The sequence below is a fragment of the Pseudarthrobacter sp. 1G09 genome, assembly GCF_050038305.1.
GTDB classification, from domain to species: domain Bacteria; phylum Actinomycetota; class Actinomycetes; order Actinomycetales; family Micrococcaceae; genus Arthrobacter; species Arthrobacter equi.
Window position 1 is genome coordinate 1,443,881 of sequence record NZ_CP188306.1, and the last position, 19,268, is coordinate 1,463,148.

Annotated in this window: 17 protein-coding genes and 1 tRNA gene; all 18 read left to right on the forward strand. The window is 66.9% G+C overall.

The window, feature by feature from the left end:
- The first annotated feature begins 142 nt into the window (after window positions 1-142).
- The 18 genes from ACP3TD_RS06760 (at window position 143) to ACP3TD_RS06845 (ending at window position 19,231) form a co-directional block, all read left to right on the forward strand.
- Window positions 143-1,717: an ABC transporter ATP-binding protein gene (locus ACP3TD_RS06760; RefSeq protein ID WP_426766315.1), complete on the forward strand. Its 1,575-nt coding sequence runs from the start codon at window positions 143-145 to the stop codon at window positions 1,715-1,717.
- Window positions 1,710-3,098 (forward strand): ABC transporter permease, encoded by a 1,389-nt coding sequence (locus ACP3TD_RS06765; protein ID WP_426766317.1) that lies wholly within the window; start codon window positions 1,710-1,712, stop codon window positions 3,096-3,098. The genes ACP3TD_RS06760 and ACP3TD_RS06765 overlap by 8 nt, the downstream gene beginning before the upstream one ends.
- Window positions 3,095-4,417 carry an ABC transporter permease gene (locus tag ACP3TD_RS06770; RefSeq protein ID WP_426766319.1) on the forward strand — a complete coding sequence of 441 codons (1,323 nt, stop codon included), beginning with the start codon at window positions 3,095-3,097 and terminating at the stop codon, window positions 4,415-4,417. The genes ACP3TD_RS06765 and ACP3TD_RS06770 overlap by 4 nt, the downstream gene beginning before the upstream one ends.
- A gap of 5 nt (window positions 4,418-4,422) precedes the next feature.
- Complete coding sequence (locus ACP3TD_RS06775) at window positions 4,423-4,824, forward strand: cytidine deaminase (protein ID WP_426766321.1); 402 nt, start codon at window positions 4,423-4,425, stop codon at window positions 4,822-4,824.
- Complete coding sequence (locus ACP3TD_RS06780; RefSeq protein WP_426766323.1) at window positions 4,821-6,152, forward strand: thymidine phosphorylase; 1,332 nt, start codon at window positions 4,821-4,823, stop codon at window positions 6,150-6,152. The genes ACP3TD_RS06775 and ACP3TD_RS06780 overlap by 4 nt, the downstream gene beginning before the upstream one ends.
- 6 nt (window positions 6,153-6,158) lie before the next feature.
- Window positions 6,159-6,788, forward strand: coding sequence for a DedA family protein (locus tag ACP3TD_RS06785; protein ID WP_426766324.1), 630 nt, complete (start codon window positions 6,159-6,161; stop codon window positions 6,786-6,788).
- 240 nt (window positions 6,789-7,028) lie between these two features.
- Entirely contained in the window at window positions 7,029-7,757 is a 729-nt protein-coding gene (locus tag ACP3TD_RS06790) for a DedA family protein (protein WP_426766326.1), read from the forward strand.
- A 39-nt stretch (window positions 7,758-7,796) separates the two neighbouring features.
- Window positions 7,797-8,933 carry an adenosine deaminase gene (locus ACP3TD_RS06795; RefSeq protein WP_426766327.1) on the forward strand — a complete coding sequence of 379 codons (1,137 nt, stop codon included), beginning with the start codon at window positions 7,797-7,799 and terminating at the stop codon, window positions 8,931-8,933.
- Window positions 8,934-9,048: 115 nt separating this feature from the next.
- Window positions 9,049-9,675 (forward strand): MazG nucleotide pyrophosphohydrolase domain-containing protein, encoded by a 627-nt coding sequence (locus ACP3TD_RS06800; RefSeq protein WP_426767143.1) that lies wholly within the window; start codon window positions 9,049-9,051, stop codon window positions 9,673-9,675.
- Between the two features lie 118 nt (window positions 9,676-9,793).
- Entirely contained in the window at window positions 9,794-11,074 is a 1,281-nt protein-coding gene (gene eno, locus ACP3TD_RS06805; RefSeq protein ID WP_091718936.1) for a phosphopyruvate hydratase, read from the forward strand.
- 180 nt (window positions 11,075-11,254) lie between these two features.
- Complete coding sequence (locus tag ACP3TD_RS06810) at window positions 11,255-11,971, forward strand: FtsB family cell division protein (protein ID WP_426766329.1); 717 nt, start codon at window positions 11,255-11,257, stop codon at window positions 11,969-11,971.
- 27 nt (window positions 11,972-11,998) lie between these two features.
- Window positions 11,999-12,670 carry a DUF501 domain-containing protein gene (locus ACP3TD_RS06815; protein WP_426766330.1) on the forward strand — a complete coding sequence of 224 codons (672 nt, stop codon included), beginning with the start codon at window positions 11,999-12,001 and terminating at the stop codon, window positions 12,668-12,670.
- Window positions 12,667-13,614 carry an exopolyphosphatase gene (locus ACP3TD_RS06820; RefSeq protein ID WP_426766332.1) on the forward strand — a complete coding sequence of 316 codons (948 nt, stop codon included), beginning with the start codon at window positions 12,667-12,669 and terminating at the stop codon, window positions 13,612-13,614. The genes ACP3TD_RS06815 and ACP3TD_RS06820 overlap by 4 nt, the downstream gene beginning before the upstream one ends.
- 4 nt (window positions 13,615-13,618) lie before the next feature.
- The gene (locus ACP3TD_RS06825) at window positions 13,619-14,995 is read left to right on the forward strand and encodes a S8 family serine peptidase (RefSeq protein ID WP_426766333.1); all 1,377 of its coding nucleotides are present in this window, start codon (window positions 13,619-13,621) and stop codon (window positions 14,993-14,995) included.
- A gap of 60 nt (window positions 14,996-15,055) precedes the next feature.
- Window positions 15,056-16,516 carry an NAD(P)/FAD-dependent oxidoreductase gene (locus ACP3TD_RS06830; protein ID WP_091723888.1) on the forward strand — a complete coding sequence of 487 codons (1,461 nt, stop codon included), beginning with the start codon at window positions 15,056-15,058 and terminating at the stop codon, window positions 16,514-16,516.
- A 100-nt stretch (window positions 16,517-16,616) separates the two neighbouring features.
- Window positions 16,617-17,561 carry an N-acetyltransferase gene (locus ACP3TD_RS06835; RefSeq protein ID WP_426766335.1) on the forward strand — a complete coding sequence of 315 codons (945 nt, stop codon included), beginning with the start codon at window positions 16,617-16,619 and terminating at the stop codon, window positions 17,559-17,561.
- Between the two features lie 20 nt (window positions 17,562-17,581).
- A tRNA-Leu gene (locus ACP3TD_RS06840) sits at window positions 17,582-17,655 on the forward strand.
- Window positions 17,656-17,875: 220 nt separating this feature from the next.
- Window positions 17,876-19,231 carry an ABC transporter substrate-binding protein gene (locus tag ACP3TD_RS06845; protein ID WP_045730121.1) on the forward strand — a complete coding sequence of 452 codons (1,356 nt, stop codon included), beginning with the start codon at window positions 17,876-17,878 and terminating at the stop codon, window positions 19,229-19,231.
- Window positions 19,232-19,268 lie beyond the last annotated feature (37 nt).

Sequence of the window (19,268 nt, forward strand, 5' to 3'; positions counted from 1 at the left end):
ACTGGCCGGCAGTGGCGCTTTTTGCTGGCATCCCTTTTTCGGGCCACCGCCCGGTTCTCCGACGGCTGCACCCACTAGGCTGGAGCTGCAGCCACATATCCCGTCCGGTCGATCACCGGACGCTTCGAGATTGGTCAGAGTTTTGAAACTTGAACTCAGAGGCATCACCAAACGCTTTGGGACCCTGCTCGCCAACGACCACATCGACGTGGTGGTTGAGTCCGGCCAGATCCACTGCCTGCTGGGCGAAAACGGGGCCGGTAAGTCCACCCTGATGAACGTGCTCTACGGACTGTACGAGCCGTCCGACGGCGAAATCCTCATCGACGGCAAACCTGTCTCCTTCCGTGGCCCGGGTGACGCCATGGCGGCCGGCATCGGCATGGTGCACCAGCACTTCATGCTTGTCCCGGTATTCACTGTCGCCGAAAACGTCGCCCTGGGTGCCGAGCCCACCAAGGCGGCGGGCTTCCTCAACCTCGACGAAACCAGGCGCCGGATCCGGGAAATCTCGGACCAGTACGGGTTCGACGTCGACCCCGATGCCCTGGTGGAAGACCTCCCCGTTGGCGTCCAGCAGCGGGTTGAGATCATCAAGGCGCTGGTTCGCAACGCCAAGGTCCTCATCCTCGACGAACCCACCGCCGTCCTCACCCCGCAGGAAACCGACGAACTCCTGGACATCATGCGGCAGCTCAAGGCCGGCGGCACCTCCATCGTCTTCATTTCCCACAAGCTGCGTGAGGTCAAGGAAGTCTCGGACACCATCACCGTTATCCGGCGCGGCAAGGTGGTCGGCTCGGCAGAACCCTCGGCCTCCACCACGGACCTTGCCTCGATGATGGTGGGCCGTGCCGTGAGCCTCACCCTCGAAAAGGCCCCAGCGAAGCCGCAGGAGAAGACCTTTGAGGTCCGGGACCTGACTGTCATCGCCCACAACGGCCAGCACGTGGTGGACGGACTCAGCTTCGACATCGCCCGGGGTGAAATCCTGGCCGTCGCCGGCGTCCAGGGCAACGGCCAGACCGAGCTCACCGAGGCCATCCTGGGACTCCAGGAGCGGGTGTCCGGGTCCATCACCCTCGACGGCAAGGAACTCCTGGGCCGCTCGGTCAAGGAGGTCCTCAAGGCCGGCGTCGGATTCGTCCCCGAAGACCGCAAAGTGGACGGCCTGGTGGGAACCTTCTCCGTCGCCGAAAACCTGGTCCTGGACCTTTACGACAAACCTCCCTACGCCAAGGGCATCAGCATGAGCCCGGCCAGGATCCTCGAAAACGCCAAAGCCCGCATCGAGGAATTCGATGTCCGCACGCCCTCCGCAGCTGCGGCCGCCGGGACACTGTCCGGCGGCAACCAGCAAAAGGTGGTGATGGCCCGGGAGCTCTCCCGCCCCCTGCGCCTGTTCATCGCTTCCCAGCCCACCCGCGGCGTGGACGTCGGCTCCATCGAATTCCTGCACCGGCGCATCGTCGCCGAACGCGACCAGGGCACCCCGGTGATGATCATCAGCACCGAACTCGATGAGGTCATGGAACTCGCTGACCGCATCGCCGTGCTGTACAAGGGCAAGCTGGTGGGCATCGTTCCCGCCGGCACCGGCCGCGACGTCCTTGGCCTGATGATGGCCGGAATCCACCCCGATGAACAGGCCCAACCCCAGCCGGCCGCCAGCCGCCCGGCCCCCACCTCCAACGCCGAGGGAGGCGACCATGTCTGAGCAGCATCCCCCCAAACGAACTGGCGGCGAAGAGCAGGGTGTCACCCAGCCAACCAAGCCCCACCAAGCCAACCTTGCCGCCGAGGAAACCGCCGCCGTCGTCTCCGTGGACACGGCCGGCGGCGCCATGGGCCCCTCGGCCGTCCCTGCCAGCGCCCAAAGCGGCCAGCTGCCCGGAGGCCCTGACACGCTGCTCCGCAAGATCTTCACCGGCAGCGGCATGGTGTCAGTCCTGGCAGTGTTCCTGGCCCTCGTCATCGGCGGCCTGCTCATTGCCAGCACCGACACGCGGGTGGCCTCCACAGCCAGCTACTTCTTCGCCCGCCCCGCCGACTTCCTGACCGCGGTCTGGAACGCCGCCACCCGCTCCTACATCGCTTTGTTCCAAGGGGCCGTGTTCAACCCCCGCGGCAACAGTGTGGCAGCCCAGTTTGCTCCGTTCATGGAGACCCTCACCATCGCCACGCCGCTGATCACCGCCGGCCTCGGAGTGGCGCTTGCCTTCCGGGCAGGGCTCTTCAACATTGGCGCCCAGGGCCAGATCATCGTGGCAGGCATCCTTGCCGCCTGGGTTGGTTTCGCACTGCACCTCCCGCTGGGCCTGCACCTGCTGCTGGTCCTGGTGGCGGGCATCATCGGCGGCGCGCTCTGGGGCGGCCTCGTCGGCGTGCTGAAGGCCCGCACGGGAGCCCATGAGGTCATCCTCACCATCATGTTCAACTACATCGCCCTGTACTTCCTGCGGTACCTGCTGAACACCCCGGCCTTCCAACGCCCGGGGGAGTCGAACCCCATCTCACCCATCCTGGATCCGTCCGCCGTGTACCCCCAGATTTTCGGCAGCCAGTACCGGCTCCACCTGGGCTTCGTTCTCGCCATCGGCGCCACTTTCCTGGTCTGGTGGCTCCTGAACCGGTCCACGGTCGGCTTCGAATTCCGCGCCGTGGGTGCCAACCCCAAAGCTGCCCAGACCGCCGGCATCAACGTGTCCCGCTCCACCATCCTGGTGATGGCCATCGCCGGCGGGTTGGCCGGCATGTCCGGCGTGGCCCAGGTGGCCGGCACCGAAAAAGTCCTGACGGACGGCGTGGCAGCCACCTACGGCTTCGACGCCATCACCGTCGCCCTGCTGGGGCGTTCGACGCCGTGGGGCACTTTCGCAGCCGGGCTGCTGTTCGGCGCCTTCCGCGCCGGAGCCGTCCAGATGCAGATCCAGACCGGCACGCCCATCGACATTGTCCTGGTGGTCCAGTCGCTGATCGTCCTCTTCATTGCTGCGCCGCCGCTGGTGCGCGCCGTCTTCGGGCTCAACCCGCGGCGGAAGAAGCCCGCCCGCGCCGCGAAGTCCACGAAGGCAGCCACTACCGGAGGTGCAGCATGAGCACAACAGTTTCATCCCGGCCGGGCAACCCGCAGCCGGACAATGCCGCGGCGGATACCGGCGCAGCAGCCACCTCCGCCAAACCGGTGAGCTGGAAGACGCCCGTCCTGCTGGCTGCGTTCGGGCTGATTGCCCTCGTGTTCTTCGGACTCCTCGGCCCCAACAAGACGGCCAGCTTCGGCGTCTCCACGGGAAGCGACTTCTTCCAGTTGCCCGCCCTGGAGGTCAACGCCTTTGGCGGCGGCATCGTGCTGTCGGTGCTGCTCCTGGCCCTCGCCGCTTACACCGTCTACCTCAAGACCAAGGGGCGCCCTGCCCCCGGCTGGCTGACTGTTACGTTCATTGTCCTGTTCGTGGCCGCGTTCCTGATCTGGGTGGTGGGCGGCGCCCGCACCCCCAGTATCTCGCTGGCGGGCCTCATCGCCGGCTCGGTCACCCTGGCCGTGCCGCTGGTGTTCGGTTCGCTCTCCGGTGTCCTGTGCGAACGCGTCGGCGTGGTCAACATCGCCATCGAAGGCCAGCTGCTCGGTGGCGCCTTCACCGCGGCCATTGTTGCCACCATGACTCAGAACCCCTTCATCGGCCTGGCTGCCGCGGCCGTTGCAGGTGCCGTGGTGTCCATGGTGCTGGCCTTGTTCAGCATCAAGTACCTGGTCAACCAGATCATCGTTGGCGTGGTCCTGAACGTCCTCGTCTCCGGCGTCACCGGCTTCCTCTTCAGCACCGTGATGCAGGAAGACAAAGCCCGGTTCAACTCCCCGCCGGGGCTGGACATCATCGAGATCCCCATCCTGTCCGAGGTTCCCATCATCGGACCCATCCTGTTCCGCCAGTCGTTGGTGGGGTACCTGATGTACGTCGCAGTGCTGGTGGTCTGGGTGGGCCTGTTCAAGACGCGGTGGGGGCTGCGGGTCCGCGCCGTGGGCGAGCACCCCCAGGCCGCCGACACCCTCGGCATCAACGTCAACGCCACCCGGTTCTGGAACGTCACCCTGGGCGGTGCGGTGGCCGGAATCGGCGGATCGTTCTTCACCCTGGTGGCCATCGACAGCTTCACCAAGGAGATCTCCGGCGGCCGCGGGTTCATCGCGCTGGCAGCACTCATCTTCGGCAGGTGGAACCCCATCGGAGCTTTCTTCGCAGCCCTGCTGTTCGGCTTCGCCGACAACCTGCAGAGCATCGTCACCATTATTGGCACCCCGGTTCCCAGCCAGTTCATGGCCATGCTCCCGTACCTGGTGACCGTCCTGGCCGTTGCCGGCCTGGTGGGCAGGTCCCGGGGGCCGGCGGCCAGCGGCATACCGTACGTCAAGGGTTGACCGGCGTGGGGAAGACTGTCGACTGGTCCGCGCTGGAGGCGGCCGCCGTCGACGCCATGCGCAAGGCCTACGCGCCGTACTCCAAGTTCCCGGTGGGGGCTGCGGCCCTTACCGGGGACGGCCGGATCGTCAGTGGCTGCAACGTGGAGAACGCCAGCTACGGCCTGACTCTTTGCGCCGAGTGCGCCCTGGTGGGCAACCTCCAGATGACCGGGGGCGGCAGCCTCCGTGCCTTCTACTGCGTGGACGGCACCGGCAACGTGCTGATGCCGTGCGGCCGTTGCCGGCAGTTGCTGTACGAATTCCGTGCTCCGGACATGGAGCTCATGACCACCCAAGGAATCAAGACCATGGACCAGGTCCTTCCTGATGCCTTCGGTCCCGAACACCTGGAGGAAACCCGATGACAGAGACCCGCGCAACGGACACCATTGCCGAAGCATTCGACGCCGTCGACATCATCCGCGTCAAGCGGGACAGGGGCACGCTGAGCCCGGAGCAGATCGACTGGACCATTGATGCCTACACCCGCGGCGTCATCGCGGATGAGCAGATGGCTGCGCTGAATATGGCCATCCTCCTCAACGGCATGGACCGCACCGAGATTGCGCGCTGGACGGCCGCGATGATCGCATCCGGCGAACGGATGGACTTCTCCAGCCTTCGCCGCCCCGACGGCGGCCTGAAATACACGTCGGACAAGCACTCCACCGGCGGCGTGGGAGACAAGATCACCCTGCCGCTGGCCCCGCTGGTTGCGGTGTTCGGCGTCGCCGTCCCGCAGCTGTCCGGCCGCGGCCTGGGCCACACCGGCGGCACCCTGGACAAGCTGGAATCGATCCCCGGCTGGCGGGCGTCCCTGAGTAACGACGAAATACTTGCCCAGCTCCAGGATGTTGGTGCGGTCATCTGCGCCGCCGGGGCAGGGCTGGCCCCGGCAGACAAGAAGCTGTATGCGCTGCGCGACGTGACCGGCACGGTGGAAGCCATCCCGCTGATTGCCTCGTCCATCATGAGCAAGAAGATCGCCGAAGGCACCGGCTCGCTTGTCCTCGACGTCAAGGTGGGCAGCGGCGCCTTCATGAAGGACGAGGCCAAGGCACGCGAGCTGGCAGAAACCATGGTGGCCCTGGGCCAGGACGCCGGCGTGAACACCGTGGCACTGCTGACCAACATGGGCACCCCGCTCGGCCTGACCGCCGGGAACGCGATTGAAGTTGAGGAATCGGTGGAGGTGCTGGCGGGTGGCGGCCCGGCCGACGTCGTCGAACTGACCGTCAGGCTCGCCGAGGAAATGCTCGCCTGCGCAGGAGTGCGCGACGCCGATCCGGCCGCGGCGCTCAAGGACGGGCGCGCCATGGACGTCTGGAACAGGATGATCCGGGCCCAGGGCGGCGACCCCGCCGCGAAGCTGCCGGTGGCCCGGGAGTCGGAGGTGATATACGCTCCGGCCGACGGCGTCGTGGTGGAACTGGATGCCCTCTCCGTGGGCGTGGCCGCCTGGCGCCTGGGCGCCGGACGTGCCCGCAAGGAGGATGCCGTGCAGGCCGGCGCAGGCGTGCGCATGCACGCCAAACCGGGTGCAGTGGTCCGGGCAGGCGAACCGCTGATGACCCTGCTCACGGACACCCCCGAGCGTTTCGACCGGGCAAAGGAAGCGCTCGAGCATGCAGTGGTGATTGCACCGGAGGGTTCGCGGCCCGCACAGCAGTTGATCATCGACCGAATAGCATAGAAAGCTATGCAGGCCATCAATGACTTCATCCTCGCCGCAGCCGGACAACCCTGGGTACTCTTCCTCGTCCTGGCCTGCTGCGTCATTGACGGCTTCTTCCCTCCCATCCCCAGCGAATCAGTGGTGGTGGGCCTCGCGGCCGTGGCCGCCACGGCGGACGTACCCAACCCCTACGTCCTGATGGCCGTTGCTGCGCTGGGCGCGTTCGCCGGGGACAACATCGCCTACCTGATTGGCCGGAAAGTCGGCACCACCCGTTGGGCCTGGATGCGCGGCCAGCGCATGCAGGGAGCATTCCGGTGGGCCGGCGCGGAACTGCGCAAGCGGCCGGCCTCGCTGATCCTCGTGGCGCGGTTTGTCCCCATCGGCCGCGTTGCCGTCAACCTGACGGCCGGCGTGACCCACTACCACCACCTGCGTTTCGTCGGCCTGACCTGCCTGTCCGCAGCCCTGTGGGCGGCCTACTCGGTGGGTATCGGTCTGTTCTTCGGGCAGTGGTTTGAGGAGAACCACCTCCTGGGCGCCGCCATTGCCATCGTCTGCGCCGTGGCGCTGGGCATCATCGTGGACCTGGTGATCAACAAGCTCAGGGGCAAGCCCAACGTCGTGGACCGGATTCGCGAACCCGAAGCCTGAATCCGTCCCGCGGCATCGGCTTCCGCGGCACCCCGTCTCCACCCGGGGGAGGAGGCCCGGACGGCGCCAAGATCAGCCGCTGGGACGACGCCGGCGCACGCGCTGCCGGGATAGCGTTGCAGTGGTGTTCCCGGGGCGGGGGCGTAGCGAACGACGCCTCCGCCGTGGGACACTTAGGAACGATTTCCGCTTTGGCTGCGTCGCTATGGCAGCGGCATTTTTGTCTAGGAGCAAGACTGCGTGGAGTTTATTAATGAGGCCGTGCTCCATGCAGCGGGCCAGTGGTGGATCTACCCGGTCCTCTTGGTGTTCTTTTTCGTGGACGGCTTCGCGATGGTGGTCCCCAGTGAGACCCTCATCGTCGCCTTGGCGGCCTTCTCCCGGCACAGTGGCGAACCCAACATGTGGATCCTTGGTGCCACCGCGCTGATCGGCGCCATGGCCGGCGACAACATGGCTTTCATGCTCGGCCGCAAAATCGGCCTGGACCGGTGGAAGTGGATGCGCAGGCCCAGGGTCCGGAAGGTCTTCAGCTGGGCACGCTATGAACTGGATAAGCGCGGCGCGGTACTGATCTTCACCGCACGCTACATTCCCTGGGGCCGGGTGGCAGTCAACTACGTGGCGGGCAGCACCGGCTTTGGCCACCGCCGCTTCTTCGTCCTTGACGCCTTCGCCTGCCTCACCTGGGTGGGCTACTCCATCGGCATCGGCCTGCTGGCCAGTTCGTTCCCCTGGCTGCACCACAACCCGCTGCTCAGCGCCGGCATCGCCGTGGTGTTCGCCATCGTCCTGGGTGTCCTCCTGGACCACATGCTGCGCTGGTGGCACAAGCACCTGGCCCGCAAGGACGCCACGGAAGTGGACGAGTGGCTGGACGGCGGGCCCTCCGGCGCCCGGGACAGCTCAACCGGCGGTCCGGCATTGCTCGCACCGGCAGCCAAGGACGGCGGACCCACTGCCGCCTAGCGGCTGGCATTGAACCGGCACCCACCCTAAGGTGGGAACGTGACTGAGCCTATTGTTGACGAAGCCCCTGCCATCGATTTCGACCTGAAGAGCCTGCCGAAGGTGTCGCTGCACGACCATCTGGACGGCGGACTCCGTCCGGCCACCATCATCGAACTGGCGGAGGCCGTGGGCCACCAGCTCCCGTCCACCGATCCCGTGGCCCTGGGCGAATGGTTCCGCGAGTCCGCGGACTCCGGTTCCCTGGTCCGCTACCTCGAAACCTTCGACCACACGGTGGCCGTGATGCAGACGCACGAAGGCCTGGTCCGGGTAGCGAAGGAGTTCGTCGAGGATTTGGCGGACGACGGCGTGGTGTACGGCGAGGTGCGCTGGGCGCCTGAGCAGCACCTCCAGAAGGGGCTCACCCTCGACGAGGCAGTCGAAGCGGTCCAGGAGGGCCTCGAAGCCGGTGTCGAGGCAGTCAGCGACAGCGGCCGCGAAATCCAGGTGGGGCAGCTCATCACCGCGATGCGCCATGCTGACCGCGGCCAGGAGATCGCCGAGCTGGCCGTCCGCCACCGCAACAAGGGCGCGGTCGGTTTCGACATCGCCGGGGCCGAGGACGGCTTCCTGCCGTCCCGCTTCCGTGACGCCTTCACCTACCTGGCACAGCAAAATTTCCCCGCCACCGTCCACGCCGGCGAAGCGGCCGGCCTGGACAGCATCCAGTCCGCCCTCGTGGACGGCCGCGCGCTGCGCCTGGGCCATGGCGTCCGGATCGCCGAGGACGTCACGGTGGAATTTGACGAAGACTCCGAATCCGAAGACACGGTGGGCCTGGTCACGCTGGGCGATCTGTCGAGCTGGATCCGGGACCGCGGCATCGCGCTGGAAATCTGCCCGTCGTCCAACCTCCAGACCGGAGCAATCGCCGCTTTCGGCGAGGGCATCGAAAGCCACCCCCTGGACATGCTGTACCAGCTGGGCTTCAACGTCACCATCAACACCGACAACCGCCTCATGAGCGGCGTCACCCTGACGGATGAGTTCGAGCTGCTCGTGGAGACGTTCGACTACGATCTCGATGACCTGCTGGAGCTCACCCTGAACGCGGCCGAAGCCGCCTTCCTGCCGCTCGAGGAAAAGGAAGCGCTGGTGGAGTACATCAACGACGCCTACGCCAACCTTGGCTGAAACCCCGGTAAACCGGCTTGTCACTGGGCCCACGGCAGCAGGGGTCTCCGGGCGGGCTTCCGAGGTGGGGGAGCTGCTGGGGATCATCGCGCAGCTGCGGGAGCACTGCCCGTGGATGGGAGCCCTGACCCACGCATCGCTCGTGGAGTACCTCCTCGAGGAGGCCTACGAGGTGGCCGAGACCATCGAGGAAGGGCACCCGGACAGTGAGCTGCTTGGCGAGCTGGGCGACGTCCTGCTCCAGGTGGTCCTCCACGCCCGGCTGGCGGAGGAGCGCGGCGCGTTCACGTTCGACGACGTCGCGCGCGGCCTGGGTGCCAAGATGATCCGCCGCAATCCGCACGTCTTCCGCCCGGACGGCACCCTGCAGGACAGCTTTCCCGCCACCGTGGAACAGATCGTGCAGAAGTGGGACGCGGTTAAGCGGGCCGAAAAGCCGGAGCGGAAGGACCCGTTCGAGGGCATTCCGCAGGCGCTGCCGGCCCTCGCCAGGGCACAGAAATCGCTCGACCGCGCTGCGAGGGCCGGCGTAGCCGCGCCAGCAGCAATTGACGCCGGGCCCGCCGCGATCGAAGCCGGCCCCTTCGCATCGGAGGAGGAGCTCGGAAACCTGCTTCTCGCCGTCGTCCGTTCCGCCCACGCCGGCGGGTTCGATGCCGAACGCGCCCTTCGCGGGGCCGTGCGGCACTACCAGCAGCAGGCCAGCCGGAACCCGGAAGGGCCGGACCCTGCACCATCATGACGTCCGCCGGTGGTGAGGTTTCCGTAACCTCCACCACTCTCGACTACGCTGTTTCCTGACGAGGACGTCGAGTTTTTCTGCCACATCCCCCCGTTAATCGCCCATAAGGAGCAAATTCATGGCGCTTATCGATGCCATCCACGCCCGCGAGATCCTCGATTCCCGCGGCAACCCGACCGTTGAAGTTGAGGTCCTGCTTTCTGACGGCCAGATCGGCCGCGCAGCGGTTCCGTCCGGCGCATCCACCGGCGAGCACGAGGCAGTCGAACTCCGCGACGGCGACAAGGGCCGCTACCTCGGCAAGGGCGTCCAGAAGGCCGTTGACGCCGTGATCGACCAGATCGCTCCCGCCCTCACCGGTTTCGACGCAACCGACCAGCGCAGCATCGACCAGGCCATGCTGGACCTGGACGGCACCCCGAACAAGGGCAAGCTGGGCGCCAACGCCATCCTGGGTGTTTCCCTGGCCGTTGCCAACGCTGCCGCAGCTTCCGCTGACCTCCCGCTGTACAAGTACCTGGGCGGCCCCAACGCCCACGTGCTGCCCGTGCCGCTGATGAACATCCTCAACGGTGGCTCGCACGCTGACTCCGACGTCGACATCCAGGAATTCATGGTTGTCCCGCTGGGTGCTGAGACCTTCTCCGAGGGCCTCCGCTGGGGCGTTGAGGTTTACCACGCGCTCAAGGCTGTCCTGCAGGAAAAGGGCCTCTCCACCGGCCTCGGCGACGAAGGCGGCTTCGCGCCCAACCTGCCGTCCAACCGCGCAGCGCTGGACCTGATCCAGGAAGCCATCAAGAACGCCGGCTACACCCCGGGCAAGGACATCGCCCTGGCCCTGGACGTCGCCTCTTCCGAGTTCTTCAAGGACGGCGCCTACCAGTTCGAAGGCAAGGCACTGTCCGCCAGCGAAATGAGCGCCTACTACGCAGAACTCGTTGCGGACTACCCGCTGGTTTCCATCGAGGACCCGCTGGACGAGAACGACTGGGAAGGCTGGAAGACCCTCACCGACGCCATCGGCGACAAGGTCCAGCTGGTGGGTGACGACCTCTTCGTCACCAACCCGTCCATCCTGCAGCGCGGCATCGACACCCGGACCGCGAACTCCCTGCTGGTCAAGGTGAACCAGATCGGCTCCCTGACCGAGACCCTGGACGCCGTCAGCCTCGCCCAGCGCGCCGGCTACACCACCATCACCTCGCACCGCTCCGGCGAAACCGAGGACACCACCATCGCCGACATCTCGGTGGCCACCAACGCCGGCCAGATCAAGACCGGCGCCCCGGCCCGCTCCGAGCGCGTCGCCAAGTACAACCAGCTGCTGCGCATCGAAGAGGAACTCGATGACGCCGCACGCTACGCCGGCCGCAGCGCGTTCCCGCGTTTCAAGGGCTAGTACCCGCGTAATCCAACGGGCGGTGGCTATGGTTGAAAGACCATAGCCACCGCTGCTGTTTCTGCAGCAGCCCGTCCGCCCGGTTGTTGCCCGGCGCATGTTGTTGATCAACCGCGCTGTGGCAACAAAGGATCATCACAGACAGTGGCGGCCGCAGGCAGGCCGCGATTCAGGAGTGTCATGGCCACCCGCCGTCCCAAAGTTCCCAAGGTCGCCCCCAACCGCCCAGCCAAGGACACGTCCGACGCCGGGCACGCGCAGGGTGCCGACGTCATCAGGGCGCACTTCGGTTCCGGCAAGGACGGCGCCGGTCACGCTCCGGGCGGCGCGGCGGGCTCATCAGCGGCAGGCAGGAACTCGGGCAGCCCGGCTGGAACCCGCAGCGGAGCCGGAAGCGGCCCGGCGCAGGCCAAGACCGCCGCGGCGGGCACCGCACGGAGCGGCGCAGCTGCCGGGAAGGCCGGTCCGAAGGGCGGTACCCCATCCCCGGAAGAGGACCAGCAGCCCGTCCCGGCCAAGGCGTTTTCCGGACGGATGCTGGCCCTGGCCGTGGTCATGATTGCCATCACCACCTTGCTGGCGCCCACGGTTAAGGTCTTCTTCGACAAAAAAGCCGAAATCGACGCCCTCAACGCGGACATCGCCGCACGCCAGGCCGCCGGGGACGCCCTCCGCCAGCAGGTCTCGCGGTGGCAGGACCCCAACTACGTGAAGCAGCAGGCCCGCGACCGCATTAACATGGTTATGCCGGGCGAAACCGGCTACTGGGTATTCGGCAGCGATCTGCCCGCCGACGAAACCGGCGGACAGCCCGGTGCCGCAGCCGCCCAAGACCCCGCAGATCTGCCGTGGGTGGATTCCCTGTGGGAATCCATCACGCGCGCGGCGACTGAATAAACGCAACAGGAAGGACGGCCCGCGACAGTGGAAAACAACACGGCAGCCGCCCGGGAGAACTCCCGCCAACCATCCGCACATGACCTGGACGTATTGAGCAGGCAGCTGGGACGACCCGTCCGCGATGTGGTGGAAATTCCTGCCCGCTGCGTCTGCGGCAACCCCCTCGTGGCGGCCACCGCCCCGCGGCTGGGCAACGGCACCCCGTTCCCCACCACGTTCTACCTGACGCACCCCGTCATTACGTCCGCCGTCTCACGGCTTGAGGCAGCCGGCGTCATGAACGAGATGAACGGCGAACTCGCCGCCGACGACCAGCTTGCCGCGGGCTACCGCGCCGCCCATGAGGCCTACCTTGCCGCCCGCGATGCCATCGGGGAGCGGTCCGGGATCGGCGCCGTCCCCGAAATCGCCGGCGTCTCCGCCGGCGGCATGCCCACCCGCGTCAAGTGCCTCCACGTCCTGGTGGGCCACTCCCTGGCCGCCGGACCCGGCGTCAACCCCCTGGGGGACGAGGCACTGGGCCGCATCCAGGACTGGTGGACCGCGGACCGCTGCTACTGCGACGGCGCCTGGGACTCCACGGGAGAGGCACCGTCGAAGGACCTCAGCCGGCACGGACCCCAGGGCCTGCCCGGCATCGTGGGCCGGCCGGCACCGGTGCGGAAGTCCGCCACAGCCACGGAGGCTCCGGAATGACCCGTGTGGCCGCCATCGACTGCGGCACCAACTCCATCCGCCTGCTCATTGCCGACATCGACCGGAGCACCGGCACCCCCCGCCTCACGGACGTCGTCCGGGAAATGCGCGTGGTGCGGCTCGGGGAAGGCGTGGACGCGACGGGGGAGTTCACCCAGGGAGCACTGGACCGCACCTTCGCGGCCACCGCTGACTATGCGGAGCTCATCCACCGGCACGGCGCTGAAAAGATCCGGTTCGTGGCGACATCCGCCAGCCGGGACGCCCGGAACCGGGACGTCTTCGTGGATGGCATCCGCGACCTGCTGGGCGTGGCCCCCGAGGTCATCTCCGGAAACGAAGAGGCCGCGCTGTCCTTCGCCGGGGCCAGCAGCGTCCTGCCCATCCTGGACGGCCACGAGGTGCTGGTGGTTGACCTCGGCGGCGGAAGCACCGAGTTCGTGCTGGGTACCGGAGCCGGCGTCACCGCGGCCCGGTCCGTTGACATCGGCTGCGTCCGCCTGACCGAGCGGCACCTGCGAAATGATCCGCCAACCCCCGAACAGATCGCCGCCGCGGAAGCCGACGTAGACGAAGCCATTGCCCTCGCCGGCCGTGAGGTCCAGCTGGAACGCGCCACCGCCGTCGTCGGCGTTGCAGGCTCCATCACCACCATCACGGCGCACGCCCTCGGACTGACCGAGTACTCGCCGGACGCCATCCATGGCGCCGAACTGCCCATCGACACGGTGCGGGACGCGTCGTCGGACCTCCTGGGCATGGTCCGCGCCGACCGTGCGGCGCTGCCGTACATGCACCCAGGGCGGGTGGACGTCATCGGCGCCGGGGGACTGGTGTGGCGCCGCATCCTGGAGCAGGTGAACCGGCTTTCAGACGGCCGGGTCACCACCGCAATGGCGAGTGAACACGACATCCTTGACGGCATTGCCCTGAGCATCGGCTGATTCCATGGTTTCCTCACCTGCATCCGTTCTCCGGAGGTCGGGGTCGGCGGTGCTGGCCCTTGTCCTGGTGGCCTGCTGCCTCTGCGCCGGCCTCGTGACCGCGCCGGCCGCCCACGCCGACGACTGGCGCGACAAGCAATACTGGCTCGCCGAGTCCGGCATCACCAAGGCCTGGGAGGTGTCCAAGGGTGCCGGCGTCAAGGTCGCCGTCATCGACAGCGGCGTGGACGCCCAGCACCCGGACCTCAAAGGCGCCGTGGTGGGAGGCTTCGACGCCTCCGGCGCCGGCCAGCCTGACGGGCAGAAGAGCGTCGGCTCCAAGCCGGAACACGGCACCCTCGTAGCCACCATGCTCGCCGGCCGCGGCCACCAGCCTGCCACCGCCAGCCCCAAGCCCTCGCCCGGTGCTGCCACCCAGGGGCCGGACGGGATCGTGGGTGTGGCCCCGGAGGCAGAGATCCTCTCCGTCTCCACCTGGCTGGGGTCCACCAACCCCTCGGGCAAGAGCGACCAGGACCAGATTCCGGAGGCTGTCCGCTGGGCCGTGGACAACGGCGCCAAGGTCATCAACATTTCCCTCGGCAGCACCACCCCGCAGTGGCCGCAGAGCTGGGACGCCGCCTTCCTCTACGCCGAACAAAAGGACGTTGTCATCGTGGCGGCCGCCGGCAACCGCGTGGGTGGCAACATCCAGGTGGGCGCGCCCGCCACCATCCCCGGTGTCCTGACGGTTGCCGGACTGGACCGCAAGAACACGGCCAGCGTGGACGCGTCGTCCCAGGGCATCAGCATCGGCGTCGCGGCCCCGGCCGAGGATCTGTTGGGCGGGCTTCCGGGCGGCGGCTACGCGGAATGGGCGGGAACGTCCGGTTCCACGCCCATTGTCTCGGGGGTTGCAGCGCTGATCCGGTCCAAATGGCCGTCCATGAGCGCCGAGCAGGTCATCAACCGCATTGTCACCACCGCCAAGGATGCCGGCGTTCCGGGGAAGGACCCGCTGTACGGCTACGGGATCCTCAACGCCGAGGCCGCGCTCAAGGATGACGTGCCCGAGACTTCCAGCAACCCGCTGGGCTCGGTGGCCGAATGGATCCGGGTCCACCGCCGCGGCAACCTGGCCACCCCTGCGCCGCTGCCCACCGCGGACGTCCCCAGCGCGGTGCCCACGCTTCCCGAAGCGACTGTGCCCGCGGCCGAGGCTCCCTCGCAGCGGGACAGCGCGATCAGCGCCGCCGTCGTCATTGGATTCGCGCTCCTGTTCCTCGCGATCATCGCCGCGGCCGCCGTCCAGTTAACCAGGGCGGCCAGGAACCCCGCATTGGCACGTGACGATACCGAAACGGGGGTCCTGGACAAGGTGGATTCCGAGCGGAAGCCGTAGCGTTACGGGCACCTGACGCAGTTAGTGAAGATTTTCACAAACTGGGCTATCCTTGAAAGCATGGCAACCACCCCACAGCTCCAGGACCGTCCCAGGGTACTCGTCGTCGGCGGCGGGTACGTCGGCCTGTACGTAGCACTCAAACTGCAGAAGAAGATCGCGAATGCAGGTGGCATCGTCACCGTCGTTGATCCGCTGCCCTACATGACTTACCAGCCGTTCCTTCCCGAGGTGGCAGGCGGCAACATCGAGGCCCGCCATGCCGTGGTGTCCCACCGCAAGCACCTCAAGCAGTCCGAACTGATCCAGGGCCGCGTCACCGCGATCGACCACGCCAACCGCACCGCGGTTGTGGCTCCGTCCGACGGTGGGGAGACCTTCGAGGTTCCCTACTTCGACGTCGTCCTGGCTGCCGGCGCCATCACCCGCACGTTCCCCATCAAGGGCCTCGCGGACAAGGGCATCGGCCTGAAGACCATCGAGGAAGCCGTTGCGCTGCGCAACAAAGTCCTCGAGCGCATTGAGCTCGGCTCCACCATGACCGATCCTGCGGCCCGGGCCAAGGCCCTCACCTTCGTCGTTGTCGGCGGCGGTTTCGCAGGCATCGAATGCATCACCGAGATGGAGGACATGGCCCGCGCCGCTGTCCGCAACAACCCCCGGGTCAAGCAGGAGGAAGTCCGCTTCGTCCTGGTTGAAGCCATGGGCCGCATCATGCCCGAGGTCACGGCCCCGCAGGCCGAGTGGGTTGTGGAGCACCTCCGCAGCCGCGGCATCGAGGTCCTGCTCAACACCTCGCTGGACAGCGCTGAAGGCGCACTGAAGCTCATCAACCTCCCGGACAAGAGCCCGGCGCAGGAATTCGAAGCCGACACCCTCGTCTGGACCGCCGGCGTACAGGCCAACCCCATGGTCCGCTCCACCGACTTCCCGCTGGAACCCCGCGGGCGCGTCCGCGTCCTCCCGGACCTGCGCATCGGCGGCGACGAAGGCATCGTCGAGAACGCCTGGGCTGCTGGCGACATCTCGGCCGTTCCGGACCTCACTGGCAAGGGCCTGCCTGACGGCACCTGCGTCCCCAACGCCCAGCATGCTCTCCGCCAGGCAAAGCGCCTCGCGAAGAACCTGTGGGCCTCCCGTTGGGACAAGCCGCTGAAGGACTACAAGCACAAGAACCTTGGTGCTGTGGCCGGCTTCGGCGAGTGGAAGGGCGTTGCCAACATCAACCTGCTGGGCCGCATCGGACTGAAGGGCCCGCTGGCCTGGCTGGCACACCGCGGTTACCACGGCATGGCCATGCCCACGTTCGAGCGCAAGTTCCGTGTGGTCCTGAACTGGATCATTGCCTTCTTCGCCGGCCGCGACACCACGCAGCTGCTGGACCTGGACAACCCGCGCGGCGCCTTCGTTGCTGCCGCCACCCCGGCACCCAAGCCCGCTGCGGCCCCTGCGCCCGCGGCCCCGGCCGCCGGCGCCTCCGTGGTGGAGCCGAAGGAACCGGTCTCGGCCCAGGCCAAGTAACCGGCTTCCCGCCCCAAGCACGACGGCGGCTGTCCCCGAAAGGGGGCAGCCGCCGTTTGCGTTGTGTGGCCCCGCCGGACCCGCCTCCTAGACTGGCCTCATGACCGCCGAAAAGAACCTCCAGTCCCTGTTGGCGGGGATGCACCCCGTCCAGCGCGACGGCGAGTACGTCTATGTCCTCTGGCCCCACGGCAGGACCCTGGAGGGCCATCTTGAGGCGGCTGTCCGCGAGGCTGAAGGGCTGACTGTCGTCCTGCCCCGTGCGGAGGCCGACCGGCTGGGCCTTCCCTACGACTTCGTGGCTGCCTGGATCACGCTGGAGATCCACTCGGCGCTGGAAGCCGTGGGCCTCACCGCCGCCGTGGCGAGTGCCCTGACGGACGCCGGCGTCAGCTGCAATGTCCTGGCCGGGTTCCACCACGACCACCTCCTGGTCCCAGCAGCGGACGCGCAGCGGGCCCTGCAGGTATTGGCCGATCTTTCCGCCGAAAGCCGGGATGCGCCGCGTCCCGGCCTGCAGCTGCGCACCGAAACCCCCGCGGACCGGGACGCCATCCTGGCAGTGACCGCTGAGGCGTTTGCCGTTTCCCCGGCAACCGGACTTCCTGCAGAAGGGGAGGCCGTCGAAGTGAAGATCCTGCGGGCCCTGTTCGACGCCGATGAATACCTTCCTGAACTCAGCGTGGTGGCTGTGCTGGGCGGCGAAGTGGTGGGCCACGTCATCAGCACCCGGGGCTGGGTAGGCAACCATGAGCTGCTCGGACTGGGACCGATCAGCGTGACGCCCAGGCTCCAGCGCCAGGGCATCGGATCAGCCTTGATGACGGAGACCATCGCCAGGGCCAACGCCGCGGGGGAGAGCGGCATCGCGCTCCTCGGCAGCACCGAGTACTACCCCAGGTTCGGATTCGTTCCGGCGGCGTCCTTCGGCGTGCTGCCGCCTGATGAGGCGTGGGGCGGGCACTTCCAGCTCCTGCCGCTGGCGCTGTGGCCGGGCGGGGTGCACGGGACGTTCCGGTACGCAGAACCGTTCGAACGCTTCTGACGGGATACCATTGACCCGGCGCCCCAGTAGCCCAATTGGCAGAGGCATCGGACTTAAAATCCGCGTGTTGTGGGTTCGAGTCCCACCTGGGGTACGGAGCAGAGGATGCCCGCCAAACGGCACCGAACCGGAGGAAGCCGCCCGCCTTGTGGGCGGCTTCCGTCGTTTAATTTCGCATATGCAACGACTGTTATAAGGATGTGACCTCAGTCACTTATCTTCGCCTGGGATTTGCATTAGCTTGAAGCTAAATCAGGAACACCTGATTTTTCGCGTCAAAGGCCGTTCGCACCTTTAGATCGAGGAGCTCGTAAATGACTTTATTCCCCCAGGCGGGAACCCGCGCTGCCAAGCTGACAGCGCTTGGCATCGGCGTCGCCTTCATGGTGACAGCGTGCGGCGGTTCGTCCACACCCACGACGTCCGAGTCCGCTTCCTCCGCATCAGCCGGAGGCATCGCGTGCCCCGCACCGGAAACAGGAGGGGGCGCCGCAGCCACGCAGAGCGCGGCGCCGGCAGCTGTTCCGCCGTCCACCGGCAGCACTGAGACTCCGCTCAAGATCGGCTCGCTGTTGCCCACCACCGGATCCCTGGCCTTCCTCGGCCCGCCCGAAATCGCCGGTGTGAACCTCGGCATCAAGGAAGTCAACGACGCCGGCGGCGTGCTGGGTAAGCCAGTGGAAGTGATCCACCGCGACTCCGGTGACACCAAGACGGACATCGCCACCCAGTCCACCTCCGCCTTGCTCGGCCAGGGTGTCAGCGCCATCATCGGCGCCGCGTCGTCGGGCGTGTCCAAGACGGTCATCAACCAGATCACCGGTGCAGGCGTTATCCAGTTCTCGCCAGCCAACACGTCTCCGGACTTCACCACCTGGGATGACAAGGGCCTGTACTGGCGCACCGCACCGTCCGATGTCCTCCAGGGCAAGGTCCTGGGCAACTACATGGCAACGTGTGGCGCCCAGACCGTCGGCATGGTGGTTCTGAACGATGCCTACGGCACCGGCCTGGCCAAGAACATCAAGGAATCCTTTGAGGCGGCAGGCGGCCAGGTTGTGGCCGAGGAACTCTTCAACGAAGGCGACAGCCAGTTCAGCAGCCAGGTGGACAAGGTGCTTGCGGCCAAGCCGGACGCCATCGCCCTGATCACCTTCGACCAGGCCAAGAGCATCGTTCCGCTGATGACGGGCAAGGGAGTCAAGCCCACCCAGATGTTCCTGGTGGACGGCAACACCTCCGATTACAGCAAGGACTTCCAGGCAGGCACCCTGAAGGGCGCCCGGGGCACCATTCCCGGTACGTTCGCTCAGGACGCCTTCAAGAAGAAGCTCCTCGCCATTGACCCGGCACTGAAGGACTACAGCTACGCCGGTGAGTCCTACGACGCCGTCAACCTGATCTCCCTGGCCGCGGAAGCTGCCAAGAGCACCAAGGGGACGGACATCGCCGCAAAGCTGAAGGAAGTTTCGGAGGGCGGCGAGAAGTGCACGTCCTACGCCGCCTGCGTCACCCTGCTCCGCGAAGGCAAGGACATCGACTACGACGGCCAGTCCGGTCCGGTGACCTTCTCCGACGCCGGTGACCCCACCGAGGCGTACATCGGTATCTACGAGTACCAGGACGACAACAAGTACACCGCAGTCAAGGAAGAGTTCGGCAAGCTCTAACCCTTCCCAGGCACAAGAAGCCCCCGTCCATTCCGGA